Raw genomic sequence first — 17,500 nt, forward strand, 5'->3', positions numbered from 1 at the left:
CAGCCCCGAGCATGGGCCATATGCAAGGGGTGGTTTTACAGTCGACAACACGGCTGAAATTCTTCACCCATGGCACATTCTGATTCCTGGCGGACGGGGATGCCCGCTGACCGCCGTTTAACGTGAACACTTCGGGACTGCACCACATGAACCAGATTTCCCCCGTCCAGACAGACACCGCCGCCACGGCAGCCCAGCCGGACCTGCGGCGGGTCAATTCCAACCCGGATTTCTGGTATCCGGTGGCGTGGTCTTCCGCCCTGCGCAAGAACAAGACGCTGGCCGTAAGCTTTGCGGGCATTCCCATGGTGCTCGTCCGCCCCGAGGAAGGCACCGTCTTCGCCCTGTTCGACCGCTGCCCCCACCGCCAGGTGCCGCTGAGCAAGGGCACCGTGAACGGCCAGACCGTGCGCTGCTGCTACCATGGCTGGGCCTTTGGCCGCTCGGGCCGCTGCATCGACGTGCCCTACCTGGGCAAGGGCAAGCTGCCCAACGGCGTGCGCACCTTCCCCGTGCGCGAGGAAGGCGGGCTGATCTTCGTCTTCCCCGGTGATCCGGCCAAGGCGGAGACCGTCCCCTTCCCCAAGCTGGCCCAGACCGCCAACCCCGCTTACAAGACCAAGCAGTTCGGCCCGCGCGTGAACTGCCACTACACCTTCATGCACGAGAACCTGATGGACATGAACCATCAGTTCCTGCACCGCCGCCAGATGGGCCAGATCAAGGCGCGCTTCCTTGGCCAGGACAAGGGCGAGGACTTCATCGAGGCGCGCTACAGCTTCATGCGCTGCGCGGGCCAGCAGCCGCTGGCCGAGCGCCTGATCTTTGGCAAGCACAAGGATCTCAACGGCCGCGAGCAGCCCGTTGAGGAAGTGGTGACCATCCGCACCGAATACCCGTACCAGACCCTGCGCATCACCGACAAGGATGGTGACCTGATCATGGATCTGTGGACGGCCTACGTGCCGGTGGACAAGAACGAGCGCGTGACCCAGGCCTTTGGCCTGCTGTCCATCCTGCGCCCGCAGACCCCGCTGCTGATCGACCTGATCTGGCCCGCGCTGGGCTGGTTCACCAACCGCATCTTCCTTGAGGACAAGGAAATCGTGGAACTGGAGCAGGCCGCCTGGAACGAGGTCGGCTACGACCGCAATGTCGAGATCTTCCCCGTGGTCAAGGCGCTGCGCGAACTGCTCATGCGCTGTGGCATTGCACAGGATGCCGCGCAGTCAGGCGCGGTCGAACCCGTGGCCCCTGCCGCCTGCACCGCCGAACCCGAAACCACGGCCTGAGCGCCGCACGACCCGCCCCGGCAGGGGCGGGTGGCCTGACCCTGAACGAAACACCGCCATGACCGACCGGCCCGATACCCCACGCCTGACCGACCGGGCGGAAGCCGCGCGCCGCGCCCGCCTCGCGCGCGAGGCCGAAGCCCTGCGCGCCAACCTGCGCCGGCGCAAGCAGCAGAGCCGCGCCCGCGTAACCGCACCCGAAGCCCCGCCGCAGGACACATCCGGCAACGAAGCGTGATTTTGCCGGTTGCGGTTGGCCGGTCACTTCGTTAGTGGTCGCGCAAGCCGCAGGGGCACGCCCCGCGCGCAATCCATGCCGGAGGAACGGACACCATGCCCATAATGCCTGATACGTGGATTCGCCGCATGGCCACGGAACACGGCATGATCGAGCCCTTCGTGGAAAAACAGAGCCGTGAGGGCGTAATCTCCTTCGGCCTGTCCTCCTATGGCTACGATGCGCGTATCGCCAACGAATTCAAGATTTTCACCGACGTGGACAACGCGGTAGTCGACCCCAAGAACTTTGCCGAGAACAGCTTCGTAACCCGGCATGGCGACTGCTGTACCATTCCGCCGCACAGCTTCGTGCTGGCGCATACGGTGGAATATTTCCGCATCCCGCGCGACACGCTGGTGGTGTGCCTGGGCAAATCCACCTACGCGCGTTGCGGCATCATCGTCAACGTGACGCCCCTGGAGCCGGAATGGGAGGGGCAGGTCACGATCGAGATCAGCAACACCACGCCGCTGCCCGCGCGCATCTATGCCAATGAAGGCATCTGCCAGTTCCTGTTCTTTCAGGGGGCCAGCCCGTGCGAGGTCAGCTACGCCGACCGCAAGGGCAAATACATGGGGCAGGTCGGCGTCGCCCCACCGCGCATGTAAGCAGGAACCGCAAGCCTATGGACCGTTTCATCATCCACGGCGGCCACCCGCTGCGTGGCGACATCATTATTGGCGGGGCCAAGAACTCCGCCCTCAAGCTGCTGGTGGCCGGCCTGCTCACGCCCGAGAAGCTGGTGCTCGAAAACGTGCCCCGCATTGCCGATATCCGCACCATGCGCCGCCTGCTCGCGCAGCATGGGCTGGACGTGGAAGACGTAAGCGGTGACGGCGGCACGCTTTCGGTCGGTGGCGAGATCACCAATACGGAAGCGCCGTACGACATCGTCTCCATGATGCGGGCCTCGATCCTGGTGCTCGGCCCGCTGCTGGCCCGCTGTGGCGAGGCCCGGGTGTCGCTGCCCGGTGGCTGCGCCATCGGCACCCGGCCGGTTGACCTGCACCTCAAGGCGCTGGAAACGCTGGGGGCGAAGATCACGCTCGAGAACGGCTACATCCACGCCGAGGCGCCCGACGGGCTGAAGGGCGAGCGGGTCATCCTGCCGTTTGCCTCGGTGGGGGCGACCGAGAACCTGCTCATGGCCGCCGCGCTTGCCAAAGGCCGCACCGAGATCATCAACGCCGCGCGCGAGCCCGAGATTGGCGACCTTGTCGGCTGCCTCAACGCCATGGGGGCGCGCATTACCGGCACCGGCACCGGCAAGCTGGTGATCGACGGGGTCGAGGGCCTGCATGGCGCGCGCTACCGCGTCATGCCCGACCGAATCGAATGCGGCACCTATGCCTGTGCCGCCGCCATTACCGGGGGCGAGCTGCGCCTTGTGGGCGGGCAGGTCGAGCATCTCGGCGCGGTGGTGCGCGCGCTGGAGGAAGCCGGCGTGGAAATGGTGCAGGAAGAAGGTGCCGTGCGCGTGCAGCGCACCGGCGCACTGCGCGGGGTCGATATCATGACCGAGCCCTATCCCGGCTTCCCGACCGACATGCAGGCGCAGTTCATGGCGCTGCTCTCGGTGGCGGAAGGCGCCTCGATGGTGACCGAGACCATTTTCGAGAACCGCTTCATGCACGTGCCCGAACTCAACCGCATGGGCGCGCGCATCAACGTGCATGGCTCGTCAGCCATCATCCGGGGCGTGCATTCGCTCTCGGGCGCGCCGGTCATGGCGACCGACCTGCGGGCCTCGTTCTCGCTCATCCTCGCGGGGCTTGCCGCCCATGGCGAGACGATCCTGAGCCGGGTCTATCACCTTGACCGTGGCTATGAGGCGGTCGAGCGCAAGCTGGCACAGGTGGGCGCGCATATCGAGCGCGTTTCGGGCTGAGGCCCCTGCCCTGAGAAAAGGGCGCTTCCTGCCTGATGGCGGAATGTGGTATGCGCGCATGTCACTTACGGGCTGCTGCGCGATTGCAGCGGGCCTGCCTTCATGCGTGGAGAATGCATTGACCGTCCTGTCACCGGCCCAGACCGCCATTCCGGAAACGGATAGCCCGCTGGTACTCGCCCTGCCCAAGGGCCGTATCCTCAAAGCCGCGGCGCCGCTTCTGCATATGGCGGGCATCGTGCCCGGCCCGGACTTCAATGATGACAAAAGCCGCCTGCTGCGTTTCGAGACCAATGACCCCGGCATCGACGTGGTGCGCGTGCGCTCATTCGATGTGGCAACCTTCGTGGCCTTTGGCGGGGCGCAGATCGGCATCTGCGGCGCTGATGTGCTGATGGAGTTCGACTACCCCGAAATCTATGCCCCGCTTGACCTGGGCATCGGAGGCTGCCGCATTTCCATCGCCCGGCCCAAGGACCGCAGCGGGCAGGAAGACAACCCAAACCGCCTCTCGCAGGTGCGGGTGGCGACCAAATACCCTTCGCTTACGCGGCGGCATTTCGCGGCACGCGGCATCAATGCCGCCATCGTGCACCTGCATGGCGCGATGGAACTGGCCCCGGTGCTCGACCTTTCGCACCTGATTGTCGATCTGGTCGATACCGGCTCCACGCTGCGCGCCAACGGGTTGGAGGAAACCCAGACCATCGCCCACATCACCAGCCGCCTGATCGTGAACCGCACGGCGCTGAAAACCCAGCCCGAGCGCATTAGCGCGATCATCAACCGTTTCCGCGCGGCGCTGGCCAAGGAGCACGAGGCATGAAGCGCCTTACAAGCACCCAGGCGGATTTCCGCACTGAATTCAAACGCCTGCTGGCCGACCGTGATAGCGACACCGCCCGCGTCGATGGTCCCGTAACCGAAATCCTCGCCGCCGTGCGCAGCCGCGGCGATGAGGCATTGTGCGAATTCACCAACCGCTTCGACCGCACGAATGTCACCCCCGCCACCCTGCGCATCACGCCCGAAGAGATTGCGGCCGCCTGCGCCGATGTGAGCCCTGAACTGCTTGAGGCGCTGGAAGTCGCCGCCACCCGCATCGAATCCTTCCACAAGGCGCAGATGCCCACCGACATGAAATATGTCGATGCCGCGGGCGTGACGCTGGGCATGCGCTGGACGGCGCTGGACTCGGTGGGGCTGTACGTGCCCGGCGGCAAGGCGGCTTACCCCTCCTCCGTGCTGATGAACGCCATCCCCGCCCATGTGGCGGGTGTGGGGCGGATTGCCATGTGCGTGCCCACGCCCGATGGCGTGCTCAACCCGCTCGTGCTCGCCGCCGCCCGCCGCGCGGGTGTAACCGAGATCTACCGCGTGGGCGGGGCGCAGGCCGTGGGTGCGATGGCCTATGGCACCACCACCATCGCCCCGGTTGACCGCGTGGTGGGGCCGGGCAACGCCTATGTGGCCGAAGCCAAGCGGCAGGTATTCGGCACGGTAGGCATCGACAGCATTGCCGGCCCGTCGGAAGTGGTGGTGATTGCCGATGGCAATAACGACCCCCGCGCCATTGCGCTGGACCTGCTGGCCCAGGCCGAGCACGACCCCATGGCCCAGTCCATCCTGATCACGCCCGATGCGGGCATGGCAGACAAGGTGGAACAGGCAGTGGCCAAGGAGCTTGAAACCCTGCCACGCGCCGATATCGCCCGCGCCAGTTGGGATGCGCATGGCGCGATCATTACCGTGCGCGACCTTGATGAAGCCGCTGGCCTGGTCAACGAGATCGCGCCGGAACATCTGGAACTCATGATCGACAGCCCGCAGCCGGTTTTCGACCGCGTGCGGCATGCGGGCGCGATCTTCGTGGGGCGCTACTGCCCCGAGGCGATCGGCGATTACGTGGGCGGGCCGAACCATGTGCTGCCCACCAGCCGCACGGCGCGGTTCTCGTCGGGGCTTTCGGTGTTCGACTTCATCAAGCGCACCACGTTCATCGAGGCGCAGGCCGAGTCGCTGCGCAAGATCGGGCCTGCCGCCGTCAGCCTCGCCGAGGCCGAAGGGCTTGATGCCCATGCCCTGAGTGTGGCCGTACGGCTGGCAAAGCTGGACGGCGCACGATAACGGAGCTTGACCCCGGCGGCGAGTCTCCCCACATAAACCAACCGTACTACGCCGCGGGCCCGCGGCAGGACGGCACTTTTGATGATTGAAGGACACGATGTCTAAAGAAGACATGATCGAATTCAGCGGCACGGTTACCGAACTGCTGCCCAATGCCATGTTCCGCGTGACACTGGACAACGAGCACACCATCCTCGCGCATACCAGCGGCAAGATGCGCAAGAACCGCATCCGCGTGCTCGCCGGTGACCGCGTGAATGTGGAAATGACGCCTTATGACCTGACAAAGGGTCGCATCACCTTCCGCTTCAAGTAAGCCGCTCTTGTCGGTCATGACCGGAACCACCGCGCCCGGTGGCGCGGAGGCAGGCGTGCGGCTTGTCCTCGCCTCGGCTTCACCCCGCAGGCTTGACCTGCTGCGCCAGATCGGGCTTGTGCCCGGTCAGGTCTTTCCCGCCAATATCGATGAAACGCCCGGGCGTGATGAACTGCCCCGCCCCTACGCCGCGCGCCTTGCCGCTGAGAAGGCGGCGCATGTGGCTGCTCAGGTCGATGGCCCGGCACTCATACTCGCGGCCGATACGGTCGTGGCCCTTGGCCGCCGCATCCTGCCCAAGGCGGAAGACGAGCAGACGGCACGCGCCTGCCTTGAACAGCTTTCGGGCCGCCGCCACACCGTCTTTACCGCCATCGCCCTGCGCCCCACCGCAGCATGGGCGCAAGGGCGCGCCAGCAGCCGCATCGTTGCCAGCACGGTCACCTTCTCGCGCCTGACACCGGTACAGATCGACGCGCTCATTGCCGCAGGCGACTGGCAGGGCAAGGCGGGCGGCTATGCCATCCAGGGCCATGCGGCAGCGTTCGTGCGCTTCCTGTCGGGCAGCTATACCGGCATTGTCGGCCTGCCCCTGTTCGAGACAGCCCAGCTACTGCGCGGGCAGAAGGGAAGCTGGCTTTCGTGAGCGCGCGCCTCTGCGCCAGCAGCAGCCCGGGTGAAATCCGCATTGCCGCAACCCTTGACGGCATCATGCAGGAATTCGCCCTGTGGCGACCTGACATGCCCGATGGCGTGGGCGATATCTACCGCGCCCGCGTCAGTGCGCATGCGCCCGCACTCGGCGGCACGTTCGTCACCCTGCCGGGGCAGGAACAGGCGGGCTTCCTGCCGGATTCGGAAGGGCTGGGCGCGCTGACGCAGGGGCAGACGGTGCTGGTCACCGTCACCCGCAGCGCGCAGGGCGGCAAGGGCGTGCGGCTCGGTGCGCGCAACCTCCCCCCCGACCTGCCCGGCGGCGCCGACCCCCGGCTGCTGCGTCGCGGCCCCACCCCGCTGGAGCGGCTGGCCGCGCGCTACCCTGATGCGCCCATCGTCATTGATGATGCGGCGATTGCTACGCTTTTGCCTACCAGCCTGCACCCGCGCCTGACCCGCGCCAGTTCCGCCTTTGACAGCGACCTGCGCGCCCAGGCCGATGCGCTGGAGGAGGCTACCGTGGCCCTGCCCGGCGGCATGTCGGCCAGCATTACACCCACCCCGGCCCTGGTTGCGATTGACATGGATGGGGGGGCGGCCACCAGCATGGACCGCCGCCCAAAGCAGACCGCGCAGTTTGCCGCCAACCGCGATGCCCTGCCCGACCTGATGCGCCAGTTGCGGCTGCGCAACCTGTCTGGCGCGATCGTGGTTGACGTGGCGGGGCTTGCCATCCGCAAGCGCCGCGCGCTGGGTGAGACGATCGAGACCGTGCTGCGTGATGACCCGCTGCGCCCGCGCTTTCTGGGCTTTACGGCGCTGGGCCTGGCCGAGATCGTGCGCCCGCGCGTGCACCCGCCGCTGCATGAACTGTTCCATTCGCGCGAGGGCCGCATGCTGCACGCCCTGCGCGGGCAGATGCAGGCCCATCGCGGCATGCCGCCCAACGGGCAGCCCGTGCGGCTGGCCTGCGGCCATGGTATCATGCAGATGATGCAGGACCATCCGGCCTGGGTGGAGGACTTCATGCGCCTGACCGGGCGCGTGCTTGCACCCGTTGCCGACCCGGCCCTGCCCGCCCATGGCTGGAGATTTGAACCATGACCGCGCAGCCCAAAGCCGCCCCCTGCCCCATCTGTGGCCAGCCTGCCAGCCCGCGCTACCGCCCCTTCTGCTCGCGACGTTGCGCGGATGTGGATCTGGGGCGCTGGTTCTCGGGGCAGTATCGCGTGCCCTCGACTGAAATTCCCTCCGGAACGGATGAAAAATACACAAGACGGGTTGATCCCGATGATGAGGTGGGTTAAACGCTTGTCCAACGTCATGACGGCCCTGCCCCATGACCTAGCCGGACCAACGGCCCGGTGCCCAAGTAGCTCAGTTGGTAGAGCATGCGACTGAAAATCGCAGTGTCACTGGTTCGATCCCGGTCTTGGGCACCACTTTTATCATCAAATACATATTTGATAAAATTGGCAGGGCCATGCCACTCGCCCCAGTCAGTCTTTCCGGCTGGGCGCGATCTGTAGCACAGGCGTCATTGGCCCGATGCAGGGGCCTCCATCATGTCACGGATCATTTGACCCGCGCGGCGCAGCGCTTCATTACTATTGAGGCCGCTTGGCGCAGAAAGGTGGGAGACAACGGCAAAGGGAATCGGACCGGGACGAAGGTAGATCACCTTACCATGACCGTTTACCTGAAATTCCTTGCGTTCAAGTTCGACCTCCCTGCCAAATACCACCCGCATGAAATCCTGGACATGCGTTACACCAACACCGAGAAACAGGCGGGGCCGTCGCTGCAATACAGCCTCATGCATCCGGGTAAAGCATACTTCCCTGATAGCGCGGATATAATCCTTTTTATCCTTAAACCCGCTGCGCAACTGCGCATCCGTGGACCATGTCTCCAAGGTTCGGCATTCAAAAGGGAAAAGATTGGTCTGAAAATACCCTGTTGTCCTGCTTTCAAATATCTTCTGCTTTTTCGCATAGTCATAAGCAATTTCTATATTTTGCCCCTCAATGACGGAAATCAGCTTGAAAGCATTCCTGTTATAGGTCCACCGATCCCATTGCACTTCTACGGGATACTCTCCTTCAGGGAGTTCATGGCCTGCGGGGACAGGCGCTTCGCCATATTCGATGCCACATAACCATAACGAACGATGACTGGGGGAACCGATATCCCCAGGGCCATCAAACGTATGATTCCGGATGGAAGCGGGAAGTTCGGCCACTGAAGGCGCATGTCGGGTCATGGAAAATCCATTCCTGTTCAAGATGCCGGTCGTAAAATACCGGTTCTCCTTACAGGCTCGAGCATGCTGTAACGATGGCATTTCCAGTTTGATAATATGGAAAAGCTGCCCTGCATAACGGGCAGCCCTTACTCCGTAAGGAAACTACCGTGCCTCCACACGCTTCAAGTCCAAGCAGGGGCGGAAAACGCCTTTTGCCATCAGGCCGCGCGCGGGCGATCCGTGGCTTCAAACAGCAGGGGTTCACCCTGCGCGGCGGGGGCAAGCTGGTTCTCCCACATGACCACGTTGCCACGGATGATGGTGCCCATGGGGCGGCCGGTCAGTTCATCGCCCACGAAAGGCGACCAGCCACATTTTGAGGCCAGCCATTCCTGCTGCACCGTCCAGCGCGCGGCAAGATCCACCACCGAGAAATCCGCGTCATACCCCACCGCGATGCGCCCCTTGCGCACCAGGCCGAACAGGCGCTGCGGGCCAGCCGATGTCATGTCCACCAGGCGGCGCAGCGACAGCCGCCCGTGGGCTACGTGGTCGAGCATGAGCGGCAGCAGGGTCTGCACCCCCGGCATGCCCGAAGGGGTATCGGGATAAGCGCGCTGCTTGGCAGCAAGCGGATGGGGCGCATGGTCGGAGCCGATGATGTCGGGCACGCCCTGGCCCATCCAGTGCCACAGCCCGTCGCGGTATTTCCGGCCACGGATGGGCGGGTTCATCTGCGCCAGCGTGCCCAGCCGGGGATAGGCATCCTCGGCCGCCAGCGTCAGGTGCTGCGGCGTGACCTCGCAACTGGCAATGTCCTTGTGCCCCGACAGGAACTCAAGTTCAGCCGGGGTGGTGACATGCAGCACATGGATGCGCCGCCCCGTGCGCCGCGCCAGATGCACGATGCGCCGTGTTGCGCGCATGGCCGTTTCATCATCGCGCCAGACCGGGTGGCTCGACGGATCGCCCGCCTTGCGCTCCCCCATGCGCTCAAGCAGGCGGGTCTCGTCCTCGGCATGGATCGCGACCCGGCGGCGGCCCGAGCGCAGCACGCGCTCAAGCACCGCATCATCGGACACCAGCAGGTTGCCGGTGGAAGACCCCATGAAAATCTTGATCCCCGCCGTGCCCGGCAGCATTTCCAGTTCGGCGCAGCGATCGGCGTTATCAGTCGTGGCCCCCACGTAAAAGGCATGGTCGCACCACATCCGCCCGCGTGCATGCGCAAGCTTGGCCACCACCGCCTCGGGGCAGTCAGTGGCGGGCTTGGTGTTGGGCATTTCAAACACGGCGGTCACGCCACCCATCACGGCGGCAAGGCTGCCGGTGGCCAGGTCTTCCGCCGCCGTCAGCCCCGGCTCGCGGAAATGGACCTGCGTGTCGATCACGCCGGGCAGGACAGTCAGCCCCGTGCAGTCAATGACCCGGCCCGCATCGCCCGGCCCGCCAATGCGGGCAATACGCCCGTCCCGCACGTAAACATCGGTCACGACCGTGGCATCAGGCAGGACAACGCTGCCATTTTTCAGACAGAGATCGAAAATGGGTAAGGTCATGGGACTATCCTGTGGCCATAAACCCGCAACCCGCCGCATGCGGCAGGCGGGCGCAGGGGTTGCTGATCGTGTTTGTATGGCATGCGCCCGGCCCCGTGCAAACCGCCCATACAAAGACACCCCGGTCCTTGCGGGCCGGGGTGCGGATCATGAAGGCCGATGCAGGCGCGCGCCTTATTCGCCCGCGGCGGCGCGGCTTTCCCTGGCTTCCTTCAGCACGGCGGAAAGACGGTCATTACGCAGCCATTCCTCCAGCTTTTCAGGCGGCATGGGGCGGGCGAACAGGTAGCCCTGCACCACGTCGCACCCAAGCTGGCACAAAAGGTCAAGCTGGCGCACGGTTTCCACGCCTTCGGTCACCACCGTCATGCCAAGGCGGCCGCCAATGCCGATCACCGCCGTGGTCACGGCCTGGGCGTTGGCATCATGCTCGAGGTTCATGATGAAGCTGCGGTCGATCTTGATCTCGGTCAGCGGCAGGCGCGTCAGCCGCGAGAGCGAGGAGTAGCCCGTGCCGAAATCATCCATCGACAGGGCCACGCCAAGGTTGCGGATGGACTGGAGGACCATGTTCGTGTCCTCGTTTTCGGTCATCATCACGCTCTCGGTAATCTCGACCGTCAGGCGATGGGGCTCGAGCTTGCTGTCACTGAGCAGGCGGGCAATGAAGCCGGGCAGGTTGCGGTTGCGGAAATGCCCCGCCGAGAGATTGACCGCCACCGTGGGCACGTAAATGCCATGGGCGTCCCATTCGAGAATCTGCCGCACGGCGCGCTCGAGCGACCAGGTGCCGATGGCCTCGATCTGCCCGGTTTCCTCCGCCACGGCAATGAAGCGCGAGGGGTAGATGTTGCCCAGCGTGGGGTGGTTCCACCGCGACAGCGCCTCCACGCCATACAGCGTGTTGTTGCGCACGTCGATCTGCGGCTGGTACTGCAGGTTGAGCAGGCCCTGCGCCAGCGATTCACGCAGCGCCGAGCCCAGCAGCAGCCGGTCCTGCGCGGCCTTGTTGTCTTCCGAGCGCGCAAGGTGGGTCATGCCCAGCCCCGAGCGCTTGGCCTGCCGCATGGCCTGCTCGGCATAGCTGAGCAGGGATTCGCCATCCGGCCCGTTCTCGGGGAACAGGCTGATGCCGATGCCCAGCGTCGGCACGATCATGTTGCCGCCGATCTCGATGGGCTGCTTGACGCAGCCATGCAGGGTATCGGCGAATTTGAGCGCTTCTTCCCGGCGCGTGTTGGGCACGATGATCAGGAACTCGTTCGGGCCGGACCGGCTGAGCACATAATTGCTGCGCGACACGCCCTTGAGCCGCTCGGAAACGGATTTCAGGAAGCCATCGCCATTGATATGGCCCAGCGCATCGTTGATATCGCGGAAGCGGTCGATATCGATCATGTACAGCGCGAAGTGATTATCCCCCGGCTGGCCAATCAGCGAGCGGATGACCTTGTGCACCGCCGTGCGGTTGAGGAAGCCGGTCAGCGGATCGTAGTTCGACAGCTGCGAGATATGCTGGCGCGCCTCATGCTGCTCGATCAGCACGCCACAGAACGGCACGCAGCTGTTCACGATCTGCGCGGGCCAGCTGCCACGGTTGCGCTCGGAGCGCGAATACAGCGCGAAGATGCCGGTAATGCGCCCGTTGCGCGTGCGGATGGCCGAGGCCCAGCAATGGTGCAGCCCCAGCGAGATGCCAACCGAGCGGTAGCTGTCCCACACGATGGTCGTCGCCTCGTTGAGGTCATTGGCCAGGGCTGCGATATCGGCCTCGGTCAGGCGCATGTCTTCAAGGGCTGCGGCAAAGCGGCGCGGCATGCCGGGGCCGGACAGGATGCGCAGGCGGCTCTGCTCATCAAGCAGGATCAGCACGGCAACCGTATTGGGCACCAGTGTCTCGACCTCGCGGCAGACCATGTCCGCCACGTCCTGGATCTGGATCTCGCTCGACAGCGAGCGGAACACCGTATTCTGCAGTTCGACCACCCGGCTGCGATGGCCCGCGCCGGTAATGCCATGCACCATCATCAGCCGGTAGCGCCGCCCGTCAGCCCCCACCTGCGCCGCCGTCAGGCTGACCTCGGCGGAGATGTAGTCCCCGCTGCGGTTCTCGAACGTCACCTCCCCCGACACCGGCTCAACCGCCTGGATCGAGGCGTTGATGTCAAAGGGGGCAGCCCCGTTCTCCACCGATGCAGCCATGAGTTCCCCCACGGGCCGCCCCGCCAGCGTGCCAGGGTCGTAACCCCATAACGTCTCGGCTGCCGGGTTGGCATAGAGGATCATGTTGTGGTCATCGATGATGACCATGCCATCATGCGCCTGATGCAGCAGTTCAAAACTGATCTCAGGAATGGCCACAACAGCTGGCGAAGGGGGGGGGATTCTGCGTTTTCATAGGGATCCAAGGTTAAGCAGGCCTGTTTCCAACCAGGCATGGGAACAGCGAACAAGCCAGGAATTGTGGCGGCACTATTTCTTCGTTTTGCTTTCAACCGCATCAGAGGCGACCAGTTCGAGCGCAAGGGTCTTGGCCGGTCCCTGCGACCATTCAAGCAGTTCCGCCGGCGGCATCGGCCGCGCGAACAGATAGCCCTGCACCACATCGCAGTTCAGCTCCTGCAGCAGCTTGAGCTGGGCCTCGGTCTCGACACCTTCGGTCACGACGGTCATGCCCAGGCGGTTGCCGATGCCGATCACCGCCGTGGTCACGGCCTGGGCGTTGGGATCATGGTCAAGGTTCATGATGAAGCTGCGGTCGATCTTGATCTCGGTCAGCGGCAGGCGCGTCAGCCGCGAGAGCGAGGAGTAGCCCGTGCCGAAATCATCCATCGACAGACCAACGCCGAGGTTGCGGATGGCGGCGAGCCCTTCCATCGTGTCCTCGTTTTCGTCCATCATCACGCTTTCCGTAATTTCCACGCACAGGCGCTCCGGCGAGATCTGGCGCTCCTTGAGGATGCGCTCGATCAGCGCGGGCAGCCCGCGATTGCGGAAATGGGCGGCCGACAGGTTGACCGATACGGTCGGCACGTAAAGCCCGGCGCGCTCCCAGTCGAGGATCTGCCTGGTCGCCTCTTCGAGCGACCAGGTGCCGATCGTCTCGATCTGCCCGGTATCCTCCGCCACCGCGATGAAGCGCGAGGGGTAGATGTTGCCCAGCGTCGGGTGCTTCCACCGCGAGAGCGCCTCAACGCCATACAGCTTGCCGGTCTTGATATCGACCTGCGGCTGGTAATGCAGGTTGAGCATGCCCTTGGCCAGCGACTCACGCAGCGCCGAGCCCAGCAGCAGCCGGTCCTGGGCGGCACGGTTATCAGCCGTACTGGACACGCAGTAGCCGCCGCGCGCCTCCTTCTTGCACCGGCGCATGGCAATCTCGGCATGGCCCAGCAGGGATTCGCCATCCGGCCCGTTTTCAGGGAACAGGCTGATACCGATGCCAAGGGAGACGACGAGCAGGTTGCCCGCGATCTCGATGGGTTCCTGCATGGCCTTGATCAGGCTCTCGGCAAAGTTCGCGGCCTTGGCTTCATCACTGTCGGGCATGACGATGACGAACTCATCCCCGCCCGACCGGCTGAGGATGTAATTGCTGCGCGACAGGTCCTTGAGCCGCTGGGCCACCGCCTTGAGGAAGGCATCGCCATTCATGTGGCCAAGCGTGTCGTTGATATCGCGGAAGCGGTCGATATCGATCATGAACACCGCGAACTCGTTATCACCCGGGCGGTCGATCATCGACTTGATGACCTTGTGGATGGCGGTGCGGTTGTGGAAGCCGGTCAGGGAGTCATGGTTGGCGAGCTGGGCAATGTGCTGCTGCGCCTCATAGTTCTCGATCACCACGCTACAGAAGGGCACGCAGCCCGACACGATCTTCTGCGGCCAGTCGCTCAGCTTGTACTGGTTGCGCGAATACAGCGCGAAAATGCCCGAAATGCGCCCGTTGCGCGATTTGATGGCCGAAGCCCAGCAGTTGTGCAGCCCCAGCGAGATGCCCAGCGAGCGGTAGCTGTCCCACACGATGCTGTTGGCTTCCGACAGGTCATTGCCCAGCGCCGCAAGGTCGCCCTCGGTCAGGGCCATGTTCTCGAGTGCCGCAGCATAACGGCGCGGCAGGCCGGGACCGGACAGGATGCTCAGGCGGTTGTTCTCATCAAGCAGGATGATGGCCGAGACCGTGTTGGGCACGAAGCTTTCCACCTCGCGGCAGACCAGGTCGGCCACGTCTTCGACCAGCATGTCGTTGGAGATGGCCTGGAACACCGTATTCTGCAGGTCGAGCAGCTTGCGGCGGTGGCTCTCCTCGGTCACGCCTTTCATGAAGGCCATGTAATAGCGCTTCTTTTCCGGGCCGAGCAGCGCGGTCGAGATCGACATCTCGCCCGAGATGTAGTCACCCGCCTTGTTCTCGAACGTCACCTCGCGCGAGGTGCCGACAATGCGGTTCACGCCCGTCTTGCGGTTTTTATAGATATAGCTGTCATGATCGCCACGATAGACCGATGGCACGAGGCAGCTCACGTTGCGGCCGAGCACTTCATCCTCGGAATAGCCCCACAGCTTCTCGGCCGCCGGGTTGAAAAAGACCACCTCGTTGCGTTCATTGATGATGACCACGCCATCCGTCGCCTGCTCGAGCAACTGGAGGCTGACATCGGCGGTCATGTCGAGTTCACGGCTCGGGGTCTGTTCAGACGTCATCGCGGGGGCATCGTGAGGGTTCATTACATGCTCTTGCTGTTTCATGAAAAAAATCGCGCCTCTCAGATATCGGGGCCGAATACGGGAGAAGAGACGGCGCGCATGGCACTGCCGGGCGTTCCGCCCCCGGTCGTGACCGCTGCCTGGGCCAGCTGCGCAGGGTGGCCGATCAGGTATCCCTGGCCTTCGTCGCACCCTTCGGCCGAGGCGACGCTGAACTGGCCTTTCGTTTCGATCCCCTGCGCCAGCACCGATATGCGCAGCGCACGGCCCATAAGCAGGATGGAGCGGACAAGCTGCGCCGCCACCGGGTCGGTATCGACCTGCTGCATGAGCGAGCGATCGATCTTGAGCTTGCTGAAGGGGAACGCACGCAACATGTGCAGCACCGAACGGGTGCCGCCGAACTCGTCAAGCGCCAGACGCACCCCAAGCGCCTGCAGGCTGTCGGCCATGGCCAGCGCGCGGGCGGGGTTGCGCTGCACGGTTTCTTCCGTGATCTCGATGACCAGGCGGTCGGGCGCCAGCCCGCTGCGGGCAAGGTTTTCCTGCACCGCCACCACGAAGCGGGGCTGGAGGAACTGGGCTGCGGACATATTGACCGCGACCCGGACCGCTTCATCCCACCCTGCCGCTGCCGCGCAGGCGGTCTGGAGCACCCATTCGCCAAGCTTGATGATCTGGCCGCTCTCATCGGCAAGCTGCAGGATTTCGGGGGGCGCGATGGCGCCGCGCTCGGGGTGTTCCCAGCGCAGCAGCGCCTCGTAACCCGAGATCTCGCCCGTGGCCACCACGGTCTGCACCTGGTAGTGCAGCGAAAGCTGCCCGTTGGCCATGGCGGTCTTGAGGTCCTCGCCCAACGCGCGCCGTTCGCGCATGGTCTGGTCGAGCGCAGTTTCATAATACCAGATGGTGTGGTGCGGGTCGGTCTTGGCGCGGTACATGGCCATGTCCGCGCGCGAGATCAGGGTCTCGCTGTCGGTTGCATCCACCGGGTAGACCGCAACGCCAATACTGCCGCCACTGGTCACCACGTAATCCTCGATGGGAATCGGCTGGTTGAGCGCCTGCTGGATGCGCTCGACAAAGCCATGCAGTTCGGCGCTGTCGGACGTGCGGTGGATGGCAATGAACTCGTCACCGCCAAGACGGGCCACGAATTCGCCATCCGCGAGCAGGGCGCTGAAGCGCTCGGCCAACGTGGTCAGCACGATATCACCTGCGGCATGGCCACGGGTATCGTTGATTTCCTTGAACTTGTTCAGGTCGATGCCAATGACGGCAAACTGCTCGCCATCGCGGTTGGCCCGGCTGACCTCGTTTTGCAGCCGCTCGTTGAAGCTGATGCGGTTGGGCAGGCCGGTCAGCCCGTCCGACATGGCCATGCGATGCAGTTCCTCATAGGATTCCTGCCGCACGCTGCCATCAATGACGAACGAGGCGATACCGGCGATGAGCATGAGCATCGTGCCCCCGATGACCGAGAACCCGAGGGCCAGGAACTGCCCATTATCATGCGCGGCCAGCATGTGCTGCGGCATGGCCACCACATGCATGGCCTCCATGCCGGTAAAATGCAGCCCCGCGACCGCCCCCACCAGCGCCAGCGTCGTCTCGATCTCGCGGCGCGGATTTACTGGCCGCAACGCCAGCAGCAGCGCCAGCGCGGAAAAACCGACCCCGATCAGCACGGAGGCGACCACAAGCGGCCCGTTCCACGCCACGGGCGCGTCAAGCCGGTAGGCGGCCATGCCGATATAATGCATGCAGGCAATGCCAAGCCCGAACACGGCGCCACCCAGCATACAGCCACCCCGGCCATACAGGCGCACGGCCAGCATCACCGCCAGCGGCACCGCCACGAGCATGACCAGGAGCGAAAGCCCGGTGCGCAGGGGATCAAGATGCACGCCTGCGCTGCAATGATAGGCCAGCATGGCGGCAAAATGCGTGCACCACACAAAGCTCGCCCCTGCCATGCTGGCAAGGCAGTACCACCCCAGGCGCTGGCGGCCGTGGGTCTGCGCCACCCGCGATACCAGCCGCATCGTAATCCACGCGCCCATTACGCACACGAGCAGTGCACCGGCGAGCAGGAAGGGATCATACACCTTCAGTTCATAGATATGATTGCTCATGACTTCCATTTTTGAGCGCCCGATACCATGCGTTCACGAAAACAGGTTCCAACAAACGCCTGGCTTCACATGGGGCAATGTGTAAAGCCACCTGACATCAAGCACTTACAATAAGGGCATCCAACGGAAAATCAGCCATTTATTTTTATATTTACCGATATTAATCAGTTTTTAATAAACATTCATTCATAATGCAACAAAAAATTATCCTAAGAAAAATTCATAATACCTTGGAACGCAACACCCCCGTATAGTTAAAGGGGTTTCCTATTCAAAACCGTAACGGATAAA

Annotated in this window: 15 protein-coding genes and 1 tRNA gene; 11 read left to right on the plus strand and 5 right to left on the minus strand. The window is 63.9% G+C overall.

What is annotated here, in order from left to right:
• The first annotated feature begins 146 nt into the window (after positions 1-146).
• The 11 genes from HNW77_RS10985 (at position 147) to HNW77_RS11035 (ending at position 8,002) form a co-directional block, all read left to right on the plus strand.
• Positions 147-1,292 (plus strand): Rieske 2Fe-2S domain-containing protein, encoded by a 1,146-nt coding sequence (locus HNW77_RS10985; protein WP_172157631.1) that lies wholly within the window; start codon positions 147-149, stop codon positions 1,290-1,292.
• A 58-nt stretch (positions 1,293-1,350) separates the two neighbouring features.
• A complete protein-coding gene (locus HNW77_RS10990) occupies positions 1,351-1,530 on the plus strand; it encodes a hypothetical protein (protein WP_172157633.1) in 180 nt (59 codons plus the stop codon).
• A 95-nt stretch (positions 1,531-1,625) separates the two neighbouring features.
• Positions 1,626-2,180, plus strand: a complete 555-nt coding sequence (gene dcd, locus HNW77_RS10995) for a dCTP deaminase (protein WP_061273403.1) — start codon at positions 1,626-1,628, stop codon at positions 2,178-2,180.
• Between the two features lie 17 nt (positions 2,181-2,197).
• Positions 2,198-3,460, plus strand: coding sequence for a UDP-N-acetylglucosamine 1-carboxyvinyltransferase (murA, locus tag HNW77_RS11000; protein ID WP_172157635.1), 1,263 nt, complete (start codon positions 2,198-2,200; stop codon positions 3,458-3,460).
• A gap of 58 nt (positions 3,461-3,518) precedes the next feature.
• Complete coding sequence (gene hisG / locus HNW77_RS11005) at positions 3,519-4,286, plus strand: ATP phosphoribosyltransferase (RefSeq protein WP_241694415.1); 768 nt, start codon at positions 3,519-3,521, stop codon at positions 4,284-4,286.
• Positions 4,283-5,587 carry a histidinol dehydrogenase gene (hisD, locus tag HNW77_RS11010; protein WP_172157637.1) on the plus strand — a complete coding sequence of 435 codons (1,305 nt, stop codon included), beginning with the start codon at positions 4,283-4,285 and terminating at the stop codon, positions 5,585-5,587. The genes hisG and hisD overlap by 4 nt, the downstream gene beginning before the upstream one ends.
• Before the next feature lie 97 nt (positions 5,588-5,684).
• Complete coding sequence (gene infA / locus HNW77_RS11015; RefSeq protein WP_010508114.1) at positions 5,685-5,903, plus strand: translation initiation factor IF-1; 219 nt, start codon at positions 5,685-5,687, stop codon at positions 5,901-5,903.
• A gap of 16 nt (positions 5,904-5,919) precedes the next feature.
• Complete coding sequence (locus HNW77_RS11020; RefSeq protein ID WP_172157639.1) at positions 5,920-6,549, plus strand: Maf family protein; 630 nt, start codon at positions 5,920-5,922, stop codon at positions 6,547-6,549.
• Positions 6,546-7,664: a ribonuclease E/G gene (locus tag HNW77_RS11025; RefSeq protein ID WP_172157641.1), complete on the plus strand. Its 1,119-nt coding sequence runs from the start codon at positions 6,546-6,548 to the stop codon at positions 7,662-7,664. The genes HNW77_RS11020 and HNW77_RS11025 overlap by 4 nt, the downstream gene beginning before the upstream one ends.
• A complete protein-coding gene (locus HNW77_RS11030) occupies positions 7,661-7,867 on the plus strand; it encodes a DNA gyrase inhibitor YacG (RefSeq protein WP_172157643.1) in 207 nt (68 codons plus the stop codon). Before HNW77_RS11025 ends, HNW77_RS11030 begins: the two co-directional genes overlap by 4 nt.
• A 59-nt stretch (positions 7,868-7,926) precedes the next feature.
• Positions 7,927-8,002: transfer RNA gene (locus HNW77_RS11035), tRNA-Phe, on the plus strand.
• Between the two features lie 95 nt (positions 8,003-8,097).
• Here the strand turns inward: HNW77_RS11035 and HNW77_RS11040 are convergent.
• From HNW77_RS11040 to HNW77_RS11060, 5 genes are all read right to left on the minus strand, one after another.
• Positions 8,098-8,823: a hypothetical protein gene (locus HNW77_RS11040; protein WP_172157645.1), complete on the minus strand. Its 726-nt coding sequence runs from the start codon at positions 8,821-8,823 to the stop codon at positions 8,098-8,100.
• A gap of 200 nt (positions 8,824-9,023) precedes the next feature.
• Complete coding sequence (locus HNW77_RS11045; protein WP_172157647.1) at positions 9,024-10,364, minus strand: dihydroorotase; 1,341 nt, start codon at positions 10,362-10,364, stop codon at positions 9,024-9,026.
• 174 nt (positions 10,365-10,538) lie between these two features.
• Positions 10,539-12,674 (minus strand): sensor domain-containing protein, encoded by a 2,136-nt coding sequence (locus HNW77_RS11050; protein WP_187353235.1) that lies wholly within the window; start codon positions 12,672-12,674, stop codon positions 10,539-10,541.
• A gap of 162 nt (positions 12,675-12,836) precedes the next feature.
• Positions 12,837-15,095 carry an EAL domain-containing protein gene (locus HNW77_RS11055; protein ID WP_172157649.1) on the minus strand — a complete coding sequence of 753 codons (2,259 nt, stop codon included), beginning with the start codon at positions 15,093-15,095 and terminating at the stop codon, positions 12,837-12,839.
• 38 nt (positions 15,096-15,133) lie between these two features.
• Entirely contained in the window at positions 15,134-17,209 is a 2,076-nt protein-coding gene (locus HNW77_RS11060) for a putative bifunctional diguanylate cyclase/phosphodiesterase (protein WP_241694416.1), read from the minus strand.
• Positions 17,210-17,500 lie beyond the last annotated feature (291 nt).

The sequence above is a fragment of the Komagataeibacter melomenusus genome (genome assembly GCF_013155395.1).
GTDB classification, from domain to species: domain Bacteria; phylum Pseudomonadota; class Alphaproteobacteria; order Acetobacterales; family Acetobacteraceae; genus Komagataeibacter; species Komagataeibacter melomenusus.